Here is an 18,199-nt window from a genome sequence, read left to right as displayed (position 1 = left end):
GGTGTGAACGGCAGCAAAAACGAAACAGAAAATTTCTACAGGAGGATGCGATGTTTTTAACCACACTTTGTTATATCGAAAAAGATGACTGTTATCTGATGCTGCACCGGGTAAAAAAGGAAAACGACCTAAATCATGACAAGTGGATCGGTGTCGGCGGCAAGTTTGAAGCGGGGGAAATGCCGGAGGAATGTATGCTGCGGGAGGTAAAGGAAGAGACAGGTCTTACCCTGACATCTTACCGCCCGCGTGGCGTCATTACCTTTATTTCCAACGAGTGGGGTACCGAATATATGCACTTATTTACGGCAGACCAGTTTACCGGGGAGATGACTGACTGCGACGAGGGAGAACTTGTCTGGGTTTCGAAAAAGAAGATCAAAGACCTGAAACTGTGGGAAGGTGACAAAATATTCCTGCGGCTTTTGGATGAGTGTGAGGAATATTTTTCACTGAAATTGGTGTATGAAGGCGATACACTGGTCGATAAAAAACTCATCATTGCCGGAAAAATTCAAAAATAACTGGAATTTTCCCACACAGTGTGTTATAATCCTAAAATGACTGTGATAGTCGTAGTACGCCCTTTTTTCCGAAAGACAGGCGAAACCCTTGAAAAACGGGGGTGCTCGACAGGAACATAGATTGAAATGAACGGAAAAAAGTACATCAAGTATTCATATAAAGTTTGAAGGAGGAAATGAGTAATAATGAGTGTACAGGTGGAAAATTTAGAAAAGAACATGGCAAAACTCACAATTGAAGTTGCAGCAGAGAAGGTAGAGGATGCGATCCAGGCTGCATATATGAAAGAGAAAGGAAAGATCAGCATTCCTGGTTTCCGTAAAGGTAAAGTGCCGAGAAAGATGATCGAGAAAATGTACGGAGCAGGTGTATTCTATGAGGAGGCTGCTAATACTCTGATTCAGGAGAATTACGCACAGGCAGTAGAAGAGAGCGGCGCAGATGTTGTTTCAAGACCTTCTATCGAAGTGGTACAGATCGAAGCTGGCAAACCTTTCATCTTCACAGCAGAGGTTGCTGTAAGACCGGAAGTAAAACTTGGTAAATACAAAGGCGTACAGGTAACAAAAATCGATACAACAGTATCTGATGAAGAGCTTGCAGCTGAGCTTGAGAAAGAAAGACAGAAGAATTCCAGAACTGTTACTGTAACAGACAGACCGATCGCTGAAGGTGATACCGCTGTGATCGATTTCGAAGGATTCGTTGATGGCGTTGCATTTGAGGGCGGTAAAGGCGAGAATCATCCGCTTGAGATCGGTTCCCACTCTTTCATCGATACATTCGAAGATCAGTTAGTAGGAAAGAATGCCGGAGATGAAGTAGACGTAAACGTTACATTCCCGGAGAAATATCAGGCAGCAGATTTAGCAGGAAAACCTGCATTATTCAAAGTTAAGATCCACGAAGTAAAAACAAAAGAACTTCCGGAGTTAAACGATGAGTTTGCACAGGATGTTTCTGAGTTCAATACATTAGAAGAGTACAAAGAAGACTTAAAGAAACACTTAGAGGTTCAGAAAGAGGACGAAGCAAAACGCACAAAAGAGGATGAAGCAATCCAGAAGATCATTGACAAATCTACAATGGAGATTCCGGAAGCAATGATCAAAACCCAGTGCGAGAACATGGTAAACGAATTTGCCCAGAGACTTGCCCAGAGCGGACTTTCCATGGAGCAGTACATGCAGTTCTCCGGTCTCACATTAGACAAATTAGAAGAGCAGGTTCGTCCGGAAGCTGAGACACGTATTAAGAGCAGCCTTGTATTAGAGCAGATCGCAAAAGACGAGAACATCGAAGTAAGCGAAGAAGAGATCGACGCTGAGATCGAGAAGATGGCAAAGGCTTACGGCATGGAAGCAGACAAGCTCAAAGAGTACATGGGCGACGCTGAGAAAGAATCCATGAAGAGAGATATTTCCGTAACAAAAGCAGTTGACCTTGTTATGGAAAACGTAAAAGAGAGAGCAAAGGCTAAGACAAAGAAAGATAAAGAAGCGGACGCTGAAGAGAACGCAGAAGAATAAGAGAAGCTTCGTCGAAAGCGGACAACATACAACAGACTGGCTCATTCGGGCCGGTCTGTTTAAGCATATAAGCAATAATTAAATTTTTATAAACAAAGAGGATTGGAGGAAAACAAAATGAGTTTAGTACCTTACGTCATTGAGCAGACCAGCAGAGGAGAGCGTAATTATGACATTTACTCCCGTTTATTAAAAGACAGAATCATTTTCCTCGGAGAAGAAGTGAATGAGACAACAGCAAGTTTAACTGTGGCACAGTTGCTTTTCTTAGAGTCAGAAGATCCTGGAAAAGATATCCAGTTATATATCAATTCCCCAGGTGGAATGGTAACAGCAGGACTTGCAATTTATGATACAATGCAGTATATCAAATGTGACGTATCCACGATCTGTATCGGACTTGCTGCAAGTATGGGAGCATTCTTACTTTCCGGAGGTACCAAAGGAAAGAGACTTGCACTTCCGAATGCGGAGATCATGATCCATCAGCCATCCGGCGGAGCAAAAGGTCAGGCTACAGAGATCCAGATCGCAGCAGAGAATATCTTAAAGACGAAAAAACGTTTGAATGAGATTCTTGCTGCAAATACCGGAAAACCATATGATGTGATCGCAGCAGATACAGAGCGTGATTACTATATGTCAGCGGAAGAAGCAAAGGCATATGGTCTGATTGATGATGTCATCACAAATCGATAGAATACGGAGAAACAGCAATTATGGCAGGAAGAAATGACGATAAGTTCCGTTGTTCCTTTTGCGGGAAAACGCAGGATCAGGTTCGCAAGCTGATTGCAGGACCAAACGGTGCATATATCTGTGACGAGTGTGTGGATATCTGTGCTGAAATTATCGATGAAGAATTAGAAAATGATGAGGCAGCAGGTGAAGTGGCAGAGCCGGAAGATGAGATTAATCTGTTAAAGCCGGAAGAGTTAAAGGCATTTTTGGATGATTATGTCATTGGACAGGATCAGGCAAAAAAAGTGCTGTCTGTGGCTGTTTATAATCATTATAAAAGAATCATGGCAGGGGATGACCTCGGTGTCGAACTTCAGAAGAGCAACATTCTGATGTTAGGACCGACCGGTTCCGGAAAAACATTACTTGCCCAGACATTAGCGAGAGTCTTAAACGTTCCGTTTGCGATCGCAGATGCGACCACACTGACGGAAGCCGGATATGTCGGAGAGGATGTTGAAAATATCCTTTTAAAGATCATTCAGGCAGCAGACTATAACATCGAGCGTGCACAACGCGGAATTATCTATATCGATGAGATCGATAAGATCTCCAAAAAATCAGAAAATGTTTCCATCACCAGAGATGTATCCGGTGAGGGTGTACAGCAGGCACTGTTAAAGATCTTAGAGGGAACAGTTGCATCTGTTCCGCCGCAGGGTGGAAGAAAGCATCCGCAGCAGGAACTGATCCAGATCGATACAACGAATATCTTATTTATCTGTGGTGGTGCATTTGACGGACTTGAAAAGATCATTGAGACCAGAATGGATCAGAAGACGATCGGATTTAATGCGGATATCCGTGACAGGAGAGAATATAACATTGGTGATGTGTTAAAACATGCATTGCCACAGGATTTTGTAAAATTCGGACTGATCCCTGAGTTTATCGGACGTGTGCCGGTAACCGTATCTTTAGATATGCTTGACAGAGATGCACTCATCCGTATTTTACAGGAGCCGAAAAATGCACTTACCAAGCAGTATCAGAAGCTGTTTGAGTTAGATGGTGTGGCTCTTAACTTTGATAAAGAAGCGCTTGAGGCGATTGCAGACAAAGCGTTAGAACGTAAAACAGGAGCACGAGGACTTCGTGCGATCATGGAGGCTGTTACGTTAGATCTGATGTATCATATCCCATCGGATGAATCCATTACACAGTGCCAGATCACGAAAGATATGGTAGAAGAGCAGCTTGCGATCGAAGAACGTGAACTTGAAAAGATAGAGGAAAAACAGGTTGGATAATAAAACGATGAAAATGCCTGCGGTGGCGCTTCGCGGAATGGTCATCCTTCCGGGGATGATCGCCCATTTTGATGTGAGCCGTGATAAGTCGATCCATGCGGTAGAGCAAAGCATGATGGATGAGCAGAAGATTTTCCTGGTTGCACAGCGTGATGTGGAGCAGGAAGAGCCTGGCATCGAAGATCTGTATCAGATCGGTATCATAGCAGAGGTCAAGCAGGTTATAAAATTACAAAATAACATCGTAAGAGTTTTAGTCGAAGGAACAGAGCGGGCACAATTGTCCGCTTTTGTTTCTCAAACGGACTTTTTAGAGGTTGAACTCGTGCGGTGTGAGGAAGTCGATGAAGGGTTGTCAGATGAGGCAAAAACGGCTATGGTGCGCAGTGTGCAGGACACATTTGAAAAATATGTGTCTGTCAACCAGCGTGTCAGCGGTGAATTGCGCAGACAGGTCAGAGAAGAAGAGAATCTGCCAAAGATTATGGATCTGATCGCCAATAATCTTCCTTTTTATTATGAACAGAAGCAGGAAATATTAGAAGCAGTTTCTCTGACAGAGCGCTATGAAGTTTTGATGGCGCTTCTTTTAAAAGAAATTGAGATCATTGCCATTAAAAATGAATTTCAGGCAAAAGTAAAAAAGCGTGTTGACAAGAATCAGAAGGAATACATTCTGCGTGAGCAGATGAAACTGATAAGGGAAGAACTTGGTGAGGATAACACGGAGTCTGACGCGGATGCCTATTTAGAGCAGTTAAAAAAATTAAAGGCAGATAAAGAGGTCAAGGAGAAGATCAAAAAAGAGATCCTCCGTTTTAAAAATATCAGTGGAAGTTCTTCGGAGAGTGCGGTCAGCCGCGGCTATATCGAGACCATGTTAGAACTCCCATGGAATAAGGCATCACATGATAACAAGGATCTGAAAAATGCAGAGCGCATTTTAAATGAAGATCATTATGGTCTTGAAAAAGTAAAAGAGCGTATGTTAGAGTTCCTTGCCGTCCGTAATCTGACAAAAAAAGGAGAGAGCCCAATCGTATGTTTAGTCGGGCCGCCTGGTACCGGTAAGACAAGTATTGCAAGGTCAGTGGCACGCGCACTTGATAAAAAATATGTGCGCATCAGTTTGGGCGGTGTGCGTGATGAGGCTGAGATCCGCGGACACAGAAAAACTTATGTTGGTGCGATGCCGGGACGTATCGTAAACGGACTGCGCAGTGCGGGCGTGAAAAATCCTCTGATGCTGCTTGATGAGATCGATAAGATGAGCAGTGATTATAAGGGGGATACCGCATCCGCTATGCTTGAGGTGCTCGATGCAGAGCAGAACTGTAAGTTCCGCGATCATTATATCGAAGTTCCGATTGATCTGTCTGAGGTGCTTTTTATCGCAACAGCGAACTCTGTACAGGATATCCCGCGTCCGCTGCTTGACCGTATGGAACTGATCGAGGTGAGCAGTTATACGGAAAATGAGAAGTTCCATATTGCAAAAGAGCATTTGCTGCCGAAAGTAAAAGAGAAAAACGGTTTAAAGCCGGAACAGTTAAAGATCAGTGACCGTGCGCTGCAAAAGATCATTTCCGGTTATACAAGGGAAGCAGGAGTGCGTAATTTAGAGCGCAGACTGTCTGAAATTGCAAGAAAAGCTGCAAGGGAAGTATATGAATCTGAAGCAAAATGCGTAAAAGTTACAGGTCAGAATGTGGAAAAATATCTTGGAAAAGAAAAATATACATTTGATATGAAAAACGAGACGGACGAGGTTGGAATCGTGCGCGGACTGGCTTGGACGAGCGTTGGCGGTGATACACTTGAGATCGAGGTCAATGTAATGCCGGGCAAAGGTGAGGTACAGCTTACCGGACAGCTTGGAGACGTCATGAAAGAGTCAGCGCAGGCGGGGTTAAGCTATATCCGTTCAGTAGGGGAAGAATATCACATCCCGAAAAAGTTTTTCCAGGAAAATGATATCCATATCCACATTCCGGAAGGCGCGGTGCCAAAAGATGGGCCGTCTGCAGGTATCACGATGGCAACGGCAATGCTTTCCGCAATCACACAGACTCCGGTACGTGCGGATGTTGCGATGACAGGTGAGATCACACTGCGTGGAAGAGTGCTCCCGATCGGTGGATTAAAAGAAAAAATCCTTGCTGCAAAAAATGCCGGGATCAAAACGATCTGCATTCCGAAGAAAAATGAGAAGGACGTAGAGGAAATTTCTGCGGAGATCAAAAAAGGCTTAGAACTTGTATTTGTGGAAAAAATGCAGGATGTACTGGAAGTGGCGTTTGTGAAAAAACAAAAATAAGATTTTCTGCCGGCAAATGAAAAGAAAGTTTTAGAAATCATAGCAAGTGAATGAAGATAACAATGAGGAGAATAACATGGTAATAAAAAATGTAAATCTGGAAATTGTCTGCGGTGTGACCAGCAAAGTGCCGGATACCGCGTATGCGGAAGTGGCTTTTGCAGGAAAGTCAAACGTTGGAAAATCATCCCTGATCAATGCGCTGATGAACCGTAAAGCGTTAGCACGTACTTCTGCCCAGCCGGGAAAAACACAGACCATTAACTTTTACAATATCAACGATGCCATGTATCTTGTGGATCTACCGGGATATGGTTACGCAAAAGCATCCGAGGAAGTAAAGGCTAAATGGGGAAAAATGATTGAGAATTACCTGCACACGTCCAAACAGTTAAAAGCAGTATTTCTCCTGATCGATATCCGCCACGATCCCTCCGCAAACGACAGGATGATGTATGAGTGGATGGTATATCAGGGATTTGCACCGATCATCATTGCGACCAAACTCGATAAGATCAAACGAAGCCAGATCCAGAAAAATGTCAAAGCAATCCGCGAAGGCTTAAATGTGCAGCCGGGCACCACGATCATTCCGTTTTCCGCTGAGACGAAGCAGGGACGCGATGAGATCTGGGAGCTGATCGATTCATTCGTGCTGCCGCAGGAAGATGCATTACAGGATGAAAATGCAGCGCAGGAAGAAAAATAAAATGTTCGCGGAGTTATACATTTATTCATGCCAATAGAATGTTTGCAGAGCGTGCATTCTATTGTTCAGGATAAAAGAATGTACGCAAAGAGCATATTCTTTTATTTAAAAATATGTAAGAATATGGTATGCTGAAACTATAAATTTTACAAAAAGCAGAAAATCTTAACAGGAAGCAAACTCCTTTTACATTGCGCCTGAAAAAGGTTCATGCTAAAATAATCACTATGACGAAGAGTCAGTATCGGAGGATAGCCATGAAAAAGAAAAAAATCGTAATAGCACTTGGTCATGAAGCACTTGGTACCACATTACCGGAGCAGAAAGAGGCAACAAAACGCACTGCAAAAGCGGTTGCTGATTTTATCCGCGATGATTATCAGGTAGTCATTACACACAGTAACGGACCACAGGTTGGTATGATCCATACAGCAATGAATGAGTTCTGCAGATTATATCCGGAGTATACCGCTACGCCAATGTCTGTATGTTCTGCAATGAGTCAGGGATACATCGGTTACGATTTACAGAATGCTATCCGTGCTGAACTGCTCAATAAAGGAATTTATAAAACGGTTTCAACAGTTTTAACGCAGGTTGTCGTAGATCCGTATGATGAGGCTTTTTATAAGCCAAGCAAGGTGATCGGACGTGTGATGACAGAGGAAGAGGCTGAGGCAGAGGAGAAAAAAGGAAATCATGTCACTGCAGTAGAAGGCGGTTTCCGCCGTATTGTTGCAGCTCCGAAGCCAATGGACATCGTTGAGATCGATGCGATCCGTGCATTATCCGATGCAGATCAGGTTGTTGTTGCATGTGGCGGCGGCGGTATTCCGGTGCTTTCACAGGATAATAATTTAAAAGGTGCCAGCGCAGTGATCGAGAAAGACCTTGCAGCAGGAAAATTAGCAGAACTTTTAGATGCTGACATGTTAGTCATTTTAACAAGTGTGGATAACGTATGTCTGAATTATGGCACAGAGAATGAAAAAGCACTTTCCACCATGACGGTTGCAGAAGCAAAACGGTACATGGAAGAAGGCCAGTTCGGAGAAGATGATATGCTGCCTAAGATTCAGGCTGCCATCGATTTTATTGGAGATTCCGCAATCCGTTCCGTACTTATTACAAAGCTGAACAAAGACGGCACCTATGTGAGTGGTGGACCGGGTACGATGATCACAAAATAATAAGAAAGAATCGATTGCCGAAAATATATTTTTTTACGAGGAAAAAAGATGTTTAGAAAAACAAAAATTGTTTGTACTTTAGGACCTGCAACAGATAAAGAGGGTGTATTAAAACGCCTGATCGAAGAGGGAATGAATGTTGCCCGTTTTAATTTTTCTCATGGTGACCATGAGGAGCAGTTAGGACGTCTTCAGATGTTACAGAAGCTTCGTAAGGAATTAAAACGTCCAGTCGCAGCATTGCTTGACACCAAAGGACCGGAGATCCGTCTGAAAGATTTTACAGATGGAAAAGTTGAACTTAAGGATGGACAGACGTTTACTCTGACAACCGATGAGATTATGGGAGATGCGACACGCGTTTCCATTACCTATAAAAATCTGCCGGAGGATGTAAAGCCGGGAGACTGTATTCTGATCGATGATGGTCTGATCGGAATGGAAGTCAAAGAAATCAAAGTGACATCTGGTGCAAAAGCAGATAAAGATGGCAAAAAGCCAAAGGATATCATCTGTCAGGTATTAAATGGCGGTATGATCTCAAACAGAAAAGGTGTGAACGTTCCGAATGTAGAGCTGTCCATGCCATATATCAGTGAGAAAGATTACGGTGATATCGTATTTGCAGTAGAGCATGATTATGATTTTATTGCAGCATCTTTTGTCCGTACAGCAGATGATGTGCTTGCAATCCGTAAGATCCTTGCAGAAAAAGGCGGTGAAGATATCAATATCATTGCCAAGATTGAGAATATGCAGGGTGTACAGAATATTGATGATATTATCCGCGTTTCCGATGGTATCATGGTAGCCCGCGGTGATATGGGTGTTGAGATACCATTAGAGGATGTGCCGGTCATTCAGAAAATGATCATCAAAAAAGTATACGATGCAGGTAAGAAAGTTATCACAGCAACGCAGATGCTTGATTCTATGATGAAACATCCGCGTCCGACCAGAGCAGAGGCAACTGACGTTGCAAATGCGATCTATGACGGTACCAGTGCGATCATGCTTTCCGGTGAGACGGCTGCAGGTATGTACCCGATCGAGGCTTTAAAGACCATGGTGCGTATTGCAGTCCGTACCGAGCAGGATATCAATTACTTACAGCGTTTCAAAATGCGTAAGACTATGAGCAACCCGGATGTGACCAATGCTATCTCCCATGCAACCTGTACGATGGCGGGTGATTTAAATGCAGCAGCGATCATCACGGTAACAAAATCCGGACGCACTGCCCGTATGGTTTCCAAATACCGCCCGAACTGTCCGATCATCGGAGGCTGTCTGACAGAGAAGATTTACCGCCAGCTTGCATTATCCTGGGGTGTGATCCCGCTTATGATCGAGGAAAAGACACAAGCAGAAGAACTGTTTGACTATGCAGTCGATGCAGCAGAAGCAGCAGGAATCATTTCCAAAGGAGATGTTGTTGTCTTAACCGCAGGAGTTCCTCTTGGTGTATCCGGTACGACCAACCTGATCAAGGTGCAGGTGGCAGGACATATCTTAGTGGAGGGACAAGGAATCGGAACACAGAAGATTTCTGCAAATCTCTGCGTTTGTCACAATGAAGAAGATCTTAAAAACTTTAAAGTCGGGGACATCATTGTTGCAAAAGATACCAGCAATGCCATGATGACACAGATGCGTGAGGCATCCGGACTGATCGTGGAAGCATCCGGCGAAAACTGCCATGCGGCGATTGCAGGATTAAGCCTTGATATTCCTGTCCTGATCGGTGCAAAACATGCGCTTGATGTCTTAAAATCCAGTGCATATGTAGAATTGGATTGTGAGAACGGACTTGTGACAGCAAATTAATTTGCAACAAATTTTGATAACTGGAAATAGAAGATTAAAATGAATGAGAAAAGGATATGAAAGGCTCTAGCGAAGGTCTGCATATCCTTTTTTCCATATACCGGTCCAGTATAGTATATACAGGATCAGGGCAGAGGTTCCGTTACTGATCACAACGGAGTACCAGATGGATGCTACTCCCAGATGGAATATATTTGCGCATATAAAGAGAGTCAGCAGACGGAATATCCATATCCTTGAAGCGTCTACAAGCATTGTTATGAATGTATGTCCACATCCCTGAAATAATCCCTGTGATACATTATAAAAAGCATTTGTCCAGCACCAGAAAGCAATAATGGACAGATAGTCGGCTGCAAGAGGAATGACTTTGGCATCGGATGAAAAAAATGATACCATAGCCTGGGAAACAGGGTGTCTTGATAATATGAATCCCAAAATAAGAAGGAATACGGCGCATATTCTAAGAGAATAATGAAATGCTTTATCCGCCCGTTTCCTGTTACCGGCGCCAATATTCTGTCCTACGATAGTGGATACGGCAGAGCCAATACCGCTTGCGGGCATTGTAATAAGGCTATTGATCTTATTGCCAATACCGTAGGCACTTGTTGCAATATAGCCATAAACATTTACATTTCTTGTCATGAGCAAAGTTCCTAATTGCATGGTACTTCCGCCAATAGCAGTTGGCAGACCGATTTTTATAATGGAACTTATCATTTTTTTGTCAAATACAAAATTCTTAAAAGAAATTCTTATCAACTGCCCTGGTTTTTTAAGTATGATAAAACCAATCAGGGCACATGGAATTTTTGCGGTAAGTGTTGCAAATGCCGCGCCTCCGATCCCCCAGTGAAATACGATGAGGAAAAGTGGATCTAATATGAGATTGATCACGATACCAAGCAGGTTTAGAAGCATAGGTTTTACAGTGTCGCCCTGTGCCTGTTTCACTGCCGTAAATAAATTAATCATAAATAAAAATGGAAGATCGAGAACAACAATTCTTAAATAGGTAAGACCATACACATACACATTTCCAACAGCACCAAGCCAGGTAACCAGTGATGGAGATATCAGAAAACACAGTAGTGCACAGATAATCGAGAAACCAAGAGAAATGAGGCATATATGATTTGCCATTTTGGCTGCCTGCTCATCTTTTCTGGCACCAAGATATTGTGATATTAGAATAGCACCCGCGGTTGTGATACCATTTCCAAAGCTGGTAAGGATATTTTGGAATGGTGATACAAGCGTTATGGCAGATTGATTTTCAGTTCCGATCCTGCCTAACCAGAAGGTATCGGTAAGATTGTACATTGACTGTATAAAACTGTTGATCATAACCGGAACGGCAAGCATAAGAATTGCCTGTGACAGACTGCCGTTTAAAATCATATTTCTTTTATTTTCAGATATTGGTTTTGACATAGAACCTCCCTGGAGCTTTATAAAATAATAAAGCATGTTGACAAAATGTATTTATGTAGTTCATAATATGACAATAAAACAGTATATTCCATGAAAAAATAGAAAAAATAAAGAAAAATACAGAAAAAAAGTACAAAAATGGAGAAGTTTATGTTTCAGGATATGCCAAGAGATTTTGATATTAAAAAAATCAAAAAAAGTAATACGATAAGTAAAAGTAACTGTGAACCACATGTACATCCGTTTCATGAGATCTTTTATCTGTCAAACGGAGAATGTACCAGTTTTATCGATCATAATATATACAAGTTTGGAAAAGGGGATCTTGTAATCGTTCCGGGTGGCTGCCTGCATAAGACCATATATACCGGAAAAGGACTTCATGAAAGGATTGTGATCAGTTTTCGAAATGAGGCTGTAGACTCAATCAGAGAACAGATCGGAGACGAACACCTTAAGAACTGCATGGTTCCGGGAGTAATAAATGTACCGGAAAAACGCAGGGATTATGTGATTTCCCTTCTGGATAAGCTGATATTTGAAAATGAAACGCCGGATGAATTGTCACCAGCGTTTATCAGGGCAGGACTTGTGGAACTCTTACTGTTTATCATAAGATGCAGGGAGTATGAGGAAACAGTGATAAAAGAGCTGGATATAGACAACCGGAAGATTCAGGAGGTTGCAACTTATATATTTGAGCATTATACGGAAAATATCTTACTGGAAGATGTGGCGGAGAAATTTCATATGAGCAAGTCATTTTTGTCCAAAAGATTTAAAACAGCGACAGGTTTTGGTTTTAAGGAATATATCATTAACCTACGTATACAAAATGCCAGCAGACTGTTATTGGAAACAGATAAATCAATCACGGATATAGCATTCGAATGTGGATTTAATGACAGTAATTATTTTGGGGATTCTTTTCGTAGGATAAAAGGTGTTTCGCCGCGTAAATACAGACAAAATGAAATATTTTAACGGTATAGGATAAAAAAGAAGCCTTCATTTATTAAAGGCTCCTTTTCTATAGGTAAAGACAGGTATGGGAGGTTAACCCATCGTTACTTCAACATTTACATCTTTTTTATCAGCGGAGAATGGAATGGTATTTCCTTCTACCGGCTGTCCATCCACGATCATGGAAACAACACCTTTTTCAACATGATCCGGATTCTTTACTGTGATATGGTAGCTGACACCCCTGAAATCACGTTTTGCAGTAAATCCATCTAACTTAGATGGGATACAAGGATCTACAGTCAGACCGTCATAATCCGGACGGATACCGAGGATAAACTGGGAAACATCAAGGAATGTCCATGCGGCGGTTCCTGTCAGCCAGCTGTTCTTTGCCTCACCGAAGTTCGGTGCATCTTTTCCGGCGATCATCTGTGAGTATACATACGGTTCTGTGCGGTGGATCTCACTGATGTCTTCAATATATGCAGGACAGGTTCTGGTATATACCTGCCATGCGCGGTTGCCTCTGCCGACTACGGTCTCTGCGATGGAGATCCATGGATTATTGTGGCAGAAGATACCGGCGTTCTCTTTATATCCTGGTGGATAAGAGGAAATCTCACCAAGTTCTACATGATATCTGTGATAAGGCGGCTGTAACAGCACAATACCGTATTTGGTGTCTAAGTATTTTTCAACGGATTCCATTGCTTTTAAGCAGTAGCCTTCTTCTAAGCCGATCTCTGCTATAACGCAGAATCCCTGAGGCTCGATAAAGATCTTGCCGTCCTCACATTCTTTTGAACCGATCTTATTTTTGTAATGATCGTAAGCACGCAGATACCATTCGCCATCCCAGCCGGCATCCATAACGGTTTTTTCCATTTCTGCGATTGCTTTCTCTGCGATTTCTGCTTCCTCTGTCATACCCTGATGGCGGCAGATTGCAGCATAATCTTTTCCATAGCGGACAAACATACCTGCGATAAATACGGATTCTGCATTCGGGCCTTCGGAAGGACCAAATGTCTGGAATGATTCGCCAGGTTCTGTCGAGAAGCAGTTTAAGTTGAGACAGTCATTCCAGTCAGCACGTCCGATCAGAGGCAGATTGTGCGGCCCTAAGTGATCCATTGTATAATGGAAGGAACGGCGTAAATGCTCCATGAAGGTGGTTGCTTTGGAAGCATCGCTGTCATATGGCGTCATTTCGTCAAGAATTGTATAATCCCCGGTCTCTTTGATATAAGCGGCAGTTCCGGCGATCAGCCATAACGGATCATCGTTAAATCCGCTTCCGATGTCAGAGTTACCTTTTTTTGTGAGCGGCTGATACTGATGATAAGCACTTCCGTCTTCAAACTGGGTAGCAGCGATATCTAAGATACGCTCTCTTGCGCGGTCAGGGATCAGATGTACGAAACCAAGAAGATCCTGGCAGGAATCACGGAATCCCATGCCACGGCCGATGCCGGACTCAAAATAGGAAGCGGAACGGCTCATATTGAAGGTAACCATACACTGATACTGATGCCAGATGTTAACCATACGGTCTAATTTTTCTTCACTGGAAGAAACAGTAAAATGAGAAAGCAGTTCATTCCAGTAATCTTTTAATTTAGCAAGTGCTGCATCTGCTTTTTCTGCGGTATCGAAGCGTGAGAGAAGCTCATCAGATCGTTTGCGGTTGATGATGCCGTCCTCAGCACGGCCTACCCATTTTTCTTCTACCGGATTTTCGACATAGCCAAGTACAAAAACATAGGTTTTTGTCTCACCTGGAGCAAGAGAAACTTTAAGGTGATGGGAACCGATCGGAGCCCAGCCGCTTGCTACAGAATTTTTTGAAGTTCCATTTACGACAACTTCCGGAGCAGAATTTTCTCCATATGCACCCAAGAAAGAATCGCGGTCTGTATCAAATCCTGCGATCGGGGCATTGACAGCGTAAACAGCATAGTGATTTCTACGCTCTCTGTATTCTGTCTTATGGTAAAGAGCGGAACCATGGATCTCAACTTCACCGGTGGAGAAGTTACGCTGGAAGTTGGTCATATCATCCATTGCATTCCACAGACAGAACTCTACGTAAGAGAATACGGAAAAATTACGGGTTTCATTACACTCGTTCGTAAGGGAAAGTTTGCCGACCTCACAGGTCTCACCAACCGGGACAAAGGAGGTAAGTTCTGCAGTCAGTTTATTTTTACTTCCTTTAAATACGGAATAACCCATGCCGTGACGGCAGCTATAGGCATCCAGTTCCGTCTTTGACGGCATCCATCCTGGATTCCAGATCGTATCGCCATCTTTAATATAGTAGTAATGTCCGTTAGAATCGAGCGGTACATTATTATAGCGGTATCTGGTCAGGCGGAGTAACTTTGCATCTTTGTAGAAACTGTAGCCGCCGCAGGTGTTTGAGATCAGGGAAAAGAAGTTCTCGGAACCAAGGTAGTTGATCCATGGCAGTGGTGTTTTTGGGGATGTGATGACATATTCTTTGTTGGCGTCATCAAAATAACCGAATTTCATAATAAAATCCTCCATATACATAAATATTGATAAGTAGCAGTTTCGAAAACGATTAAGTTTTCATTTCTTAATAAAAAGTATATATTCAGAAAGAATAAAAATCAATATAAAACATTGAAAAACAGGCAAATATAGCAGATTAGACAAAAAAAACATACTTTTATGGATGAAAGCGACAATGGCTATTTTTTGATGAATAATTAAAGTATTTTACGAAAACGTATAAGAAGTAGATACAAAGTACTAAGATTACAGATAATTGGTCTAATATTTAATGTAAAAATACACAAAAACTAATGTAAAAAAGTGTAAAAAGCGACGAATCGCCAAAAACCAGTTGCAATTTGCTTATGGATGGCATATAGTAAAAGTACGAAAACGATTAAGCAATATTTCGGAAACAACATTTCGTTTTCGAAGAGAAGCTGGAGGTTTCCATGGTATCATTAAAAACGATTGCAGAGAAATGTGGAGTATCCACTGCCACTGTAAGCAAGGCTTTAAATGACCAGAGAGATATCAGCGAAGAGACAAAGAACCGTGTCAGAAAGACAGCAGAAGCACTTGGATATTTTCCTAATGCAGCGGCGAGAGCTCTAAAGACAAACCGTTCCTATAATATAGGAGTTCTTTTTGAAGAAGATGCGGGAAGCGGTTTGACACATGAGTATTTTTCGGGAGTACTGAATGGATTAAAAGTCCAGTCAGAGAAACAGGGATATGACATTACATTTATCAATACCTGTTTTGAAAATCGCAAGATGTCTTATTATGAACATTGCAGATACCGGAATTTTGAAGGAGTTGCAATTGTCTGTGCCGATTTCAATGACCCGGATGTCTTAGAACTGATGAACAGTGACCTGCCGGTTGTTACAATCGATTATGTACATCATAATTGTACGGCAGTCAGTTCCAATAATATTCAGGGCATTGAAGATCTTGTAAAATACATATACGGGCAGGGACATCGAAAAATTGCATATATTCATGGGCAGCAGGCTTCTTACGTTACGAAAGACCGGCTGGCAAGTTTTTACCGGACAGTTGATGAACTTGGTTTAAAGATTCCGGATGAATATATCCGGACAGCAGATTATCTGGAAACCAGGGAAGCAGCAAAGCAGACAAAGGAACTGCTCAATTTAGAAGATCCGCCAACCTGTATCATATATCCGGATGACACCTCTTTAATAGGAGGAAGGAATGTTATCATAGAGATGGGACTTCGGATTCCGAAGGATATTTCAATTGCAGGATATGACGGGACGAGGATGTCACAGTTATTACATCCACAGCTTACAACGATCAGACAGGACACAGAGCTGATCGGGAGCGAGGCAGCCAAGCGGCTGATAGGCACTATTGAGAAACCGAGAACAACTCTCGTAGAGAGAGTCGTTATAGAAGGAATCTTAGTTGCCGGTAAATCCGTTGGACGTATTTAAAAGTAGTTGCAGCTACATACGGACAGCATTTTTGCAGAAATGTATACGGAAGATAGGCATTTGATTCTGAACTATCTACTGAAAAGTAGCAAACAAACAATGGTCAAAAGACCACATATTAAGGAGGAGGGTTTTCCATGAAAAAGAAAATCGTTAGCACATTATTATGCACAGCAATGCTCGTAACCATGATGGCAGGATGCGGCGGCAGCAATGCAGCAAACACCAGCACAAACAGTGGCAGCAACGCAGCAGATACGAAGAGTGATGCAGCAGCAACCACAGATGAAGCCGCTCCGGCAACAGAAGCAGCAAGCGCTGATACAAGTTCAGATGCAAGTGCTTCTGATGAAGGAAAAGTACTTAACATCTACTGCTGGAATGAAGAGTTCAAGAGCCGTCTGACAGATCATTATCCAGGATATACAGAGGTGGATGCAACCACAGGTACGATCGGTGATGTAACTGTAAAATGGAACATTACACCAAATGATGACAATGCATATCAGAACAATCTGGATGCAACCTTATTAAAACAGGCAGATGCAGCAGCAGACGATAAGATCGATATCTTCTTGGTAGAAGCCGATTATGCATTGAAATATGTTGATACAGATTACACAATGGCAGTTACAGATCTTGGAATTACCGATGCTGATCTTTCCAAACAGTACCAGTACACCAAAGATGTTGTTACAGATTCCAACGGTGTATTAAAAGGTGTTTCATGGCAGGGCTGCCCTGGTGTATTATTCTATAACAGAGATGCAGCAAAAGAAGTATTAGGTTCTGATGATCCTGCTGAAGTTCAGAATTACGTAAAAGACTGGGATACATTTAATGATACAGCAAAGAAAATGAAAGATGCAGGTTACACAATCACATCTTCCGCAAACGATACTTACCGTGTATACTCCAACAACGTTACTTCAAAATGGGTTGTTGACGGCAAGATCAATATTGATGACAACATTATGAAATGGGTGGATGATTCCAAAGAACTTGTAGATGCAGGTGAGACAGGAACATACGAACTGTGGAGTGATGACTGGAAGAAAGGTTTCTATCCGGAAGGAAATGTATTCTGCTACTTTGGACCTGCATGGTTAGTAAACTTCTCAATGGCAGCAGATACAGAAGGCAGTATCGGTTACAACGGTGGCTGGGGTGCAACGGAAGGACCTCAGGGCTTCTTCTGGGGCGGTACATGGATCTGTGCAGCAGCAGGAACTGATAACCAGAGCCTTGTAAAAGATATCATGCTTCAGATGACAACCAATGATGACGTTATGAAAGAGATCATCGAGAAAGATGATGACTTCGTAAACAATCAGGATGTAATCACTGAGATGGCAGACAGCTCCTACTCAAGCAAGATCTTAGGCGGACAGAATCCACTTGGCATTTACAGCTCAGGTGTTTCCAAACTTGATTTAAGCAATCTTTCTTCTTATGATCAGGGATGTAACGAAGAGTTCCAGAATGCAATGAAGAACTACTTCGAGGGAACAGCTACTAAGGAAGAAGCATTAGATCTGTTCTACAAAGCAGTTGTAGAGAAATATCCGGAGTTAACATACTAAGCAGACGAACGGTATAAAAAATGATCAGATGCCGCGCCTGCCGGACCGTAAGGGAGGCGGGCGCGGCTCATTTTATATCCAAATTTGTGTAAAAACTGTAAGCGCAGAGCTGACAGCAGACTTACACAGGATAAGAGTGAGG

Annotated in this window: 13 protein-coding genes; 11 read left to right on the top strand and 2 right to left on the bottom strand. The window is 42.5% G+C overall.

Going from position 1 to position 18,199, the window contains the following annotated elements:
• Nucleotides 1-50: 50 nt before the first annotated feature.
• The 8 genes from ACDD58_RS00705 (at nt 51) to pyk (ending at nt 10,088) form a co-directional block, all read left to right on the top strand.
• Nucleotides 51-524 (top strand): 8-oxo-dGTP diphosphatase, encoded by a 474-nt coding sequence (locus ACDD58_RS00705; protein ID WP_186900575.1) that lies wholly within the window; start codon nt 51-53, stop codon nt 522-524.
• Nucleotides 525-710: 186 nt separating this feature from the next.
• Entirely contained in the window at nt 711-2,054 is a 1,344-nt protein-coding gene (gene tig / locus ACDD58_RS00700) for a trigger factor (protein WP_118209678.1), read from the top strand.
• A gap of 102 nt (nt 2,055-2,156) precedes the next feature.
• Entirely contained in the window at nt 2,157-2,753 is a 597-nt protein-coding gene (gene clpP / locus ACDD58_RS00695) for an ATP-dependent Clp endopeptidase proteolytic subunit ClpP (protein WP_260048015.1), read from the top strand.
• 20 nt (nt 2,754-2,773) lie between these two features.
• Nucleotides 2,774-4,045, top strand: a complete 1,272-nt coding sequence (gene clpX, locus ACDD58_RS00690) for an ATP-dependent Clp protease ATP-binding subunit ClpX (RefSeq protein ID WP_117922459.1) — start codon at nt 2,774-2,776, stop codon at nt 4,043-4,045.
• The gene (gene lon, locus ACDD58_RS00685) at nt 4,038-6,362 is read left to right on the top strand and encodes an endopeptidase La (protein ID WP_370775018.1); all 2,325 of its coding nucleotides are present in this window, start codon (nt 4,038-4,040) and stop codon (nt 6,360-6,362) included. The genes clpX and lon overlap by 8 nt, the downstream gene beginning before the upstream one ends.
• Nucleotides 6,363-6,438: 76 nt before the next feature.
• Nucleotides 6,439-7,071, top strand: a complete 633-nt coding sequence (gene yihA / locus ACDD58_RS00680) for a ribosome biogenesis GTP-binding protein YihA/YsxC (RefSeq protein ID WP_118209677.1) — start codon at nt 6,439-6,441, stop codon at nt 7,069-7,071.
• A gap of 257 nt (nt 7,072-7,328) precedes the next feature.
• Nucleotides 7,329-8,261 carry a carbamate kinase gene (gene arcC / locus ACDD58_RS00675; RefSeq protein ID WP_117922457.1) on the top strand — a complete coding sequence of 311 codons (933 nt, stop codon included), beginning with the start codon at nt 7,329-7,331 and terminating at the stop codon, nt 8,259-8,261.
• 48 nt (nt 8,262-8,309) lie between these two features.
• Nucleotides 8,310-10,088: a pyruvate kinase gene (gene pyk, locus ACDD58_RS00670; RefSeq protein ID WP_186900573.1), complete on the top strand. Its 1,779-nt coding sequence runs from the start codon at nt 8,310-8,312 to the stop codon at nt 10,086-10,088.
• A 66-nt stretch (nt 10,089-10,154) separates the two neighbouring features.
• On the opposite strand, the gene ACDD58_RS00665 is transcribed toward pyk, so the two are convergent.
• The gene (locus ACDD58_RS00665) at nt 10,155-11,525 is read right to left on the bottom strand and encodes an MATE family efflux transporter (RefSeq protein ID WP_370775015.1); all 1,371 of its coding nucleotides are present in this window, start codon (nt 11,523-11,525) and stop codon (nt 10,155-10,157) included.
• A gap of 150 nt (nt 11,526-11,675) precedes the next feature.
• Here ACDD58_RS00665 and ACDD58_RS00660 point away from each other — a divergent pair, with 150 nt between their 5' ends.
• Complete coding sequence (locus tag ACDD58_RS00660; RefSeq protein ID WP_370775013.1) at nt 11,676-12,509, top strand: helix-turn-helix domain-containing protein; 834 nt, start codon at nt 11,676-11,678, stop codon at nt 12,507-12,509.
• Nucleotides 12,510-12,581: 72 nt separating this feature from the next.
• Here ACDD58_RS00660 and ACDD58_RS00655 read toward each other — a convergent pair whose 3' ends face one another.
• Nucleotides 12,582-15,026, bottom strand: coding sequence for a GH36-type glycosyl hydrolase domain-containing protein (locus tag ACDD58_RS00655; protein ID WP_370775011.1), 2,445 nt, complete (start codon nt 15,024-15,026; stop codon nt 12,582-12,584).
• 437 nt (nt 15,027-15,463) lie between these two features.
• Here ACDD58_RS00655 and ACDD58_RS00650 point away from each other — a divergent pair, with 437 nt between their 5' ends.
• Both ACDD58_RS00650 and ACDD58_RS00645 read left to right on the top strand, forming a co-directional pair.
• Nucleotides 15,464-16,474 carry a LacI family DNA-binding transcriptional regulator gene (locus ACDD58_RS00650; protein ID WP_117922452.1) on the top strand — a complete coding sequence of 337 codons (1,011 nt, stop codon included), beginning with the start codon at nt 15,464-15,466 and terminating at the stop codon, nt 16,472-16,474.
• Between the two features lie 137 nt (nt 16,475-16,611).
• Entirely contained in the window at nt 16,612-18,057 is a 1,446-nt protein-coding gene (locus tag ACDD58_RS00645; protein WP_117922451.1) for a carbohydrate ABC transporter substrate-binding protein, read from the top strand.
• Nucleotides 18,058-18,199: the final 142 nt, after the last annotated feature.

Source organism: Roseburia sp. (assembly GCF_041325975.1).
GTDB lineage: Bacteria > Bacillota > Clostridia > Lachnospirales > Lachnospiraceae > Roseburia > Roseburia rectibacter.
This window is presented reverse-complemented; position numbering and strand designations above follow the sequence as displayed.

Coding starts and splice junctions, on each gene's coding strand:
- ACDD58_RS00705 (WP_186900575.1), top strand. CDS start 51: ATGTTTTTAACCACACTTTGTTATATCGAAAAAGATGACTGTTATCTG.
- tig (WP_118209678.1), top strand. CDS start 711: ATGAGTGTACAGGTGGAAAATTTAGAAAAGAACATGGCAAAACTCACA.
- clpX (WP_117922459.1), top strand. CDS start 2,774: ATGGCAGGAAGAAATGACGATAAGTTCCGTTGTTCCTTTTGCGGGAAA.
- yihA (WP_118209677.1), top strand. CDS start 6,439: ATGGTAATAAAAAATGTAAATCTGGAAATTGTCTGCGGTGTGACCAGC.
- arcC (WP_117922457.1), top strand. CDS start 7,329: ATGAAAAAGAAAAAAATCGTAATAGCACTTGGTCATGAAGCACTTGGT.
- pyk (WP_186900573.1), top strand. CDS start 8,310: ATGTTTAGAAAAACAAAAATTGTTTGTACTTTAGGACCTGCAACAGAT.
- ACDD58_RS00665 (WP_370775015.1), bottom strand. CDS start 11,525: ATGTCAAAACCAATATCTGAAAATAAAAGAAATATGATTTTAAACGGC.
- ACDD58_RS00660 (WP_370775013.1), top strand. CDS start 11,676: ATGTTTCAGGATATGCCAAGAGATTTTGATATTAAAAAAATCAAAAAA.
- ACDD58_RS00655 (WP_370775011.1), bottom strand. CDS start 15,026: ATGAAATTCGGTTATTTTGATGACGCCAACAAAGAATATGTCATCACA.
- ACDD58_RS00650 (WP_117922452.1), top strand. CDS start 15,464: ATGGTATCATTAAAAACGATTGCAGAGAAATGTGGAGTATCCACTGCC.
- ACDD58_RS00645 (WP_117922451.1), top strand. CDS start 16,612: ATGAAAAAGAAAATCGTTAGCACATTATTATGCACAGCAATGCTCGTA.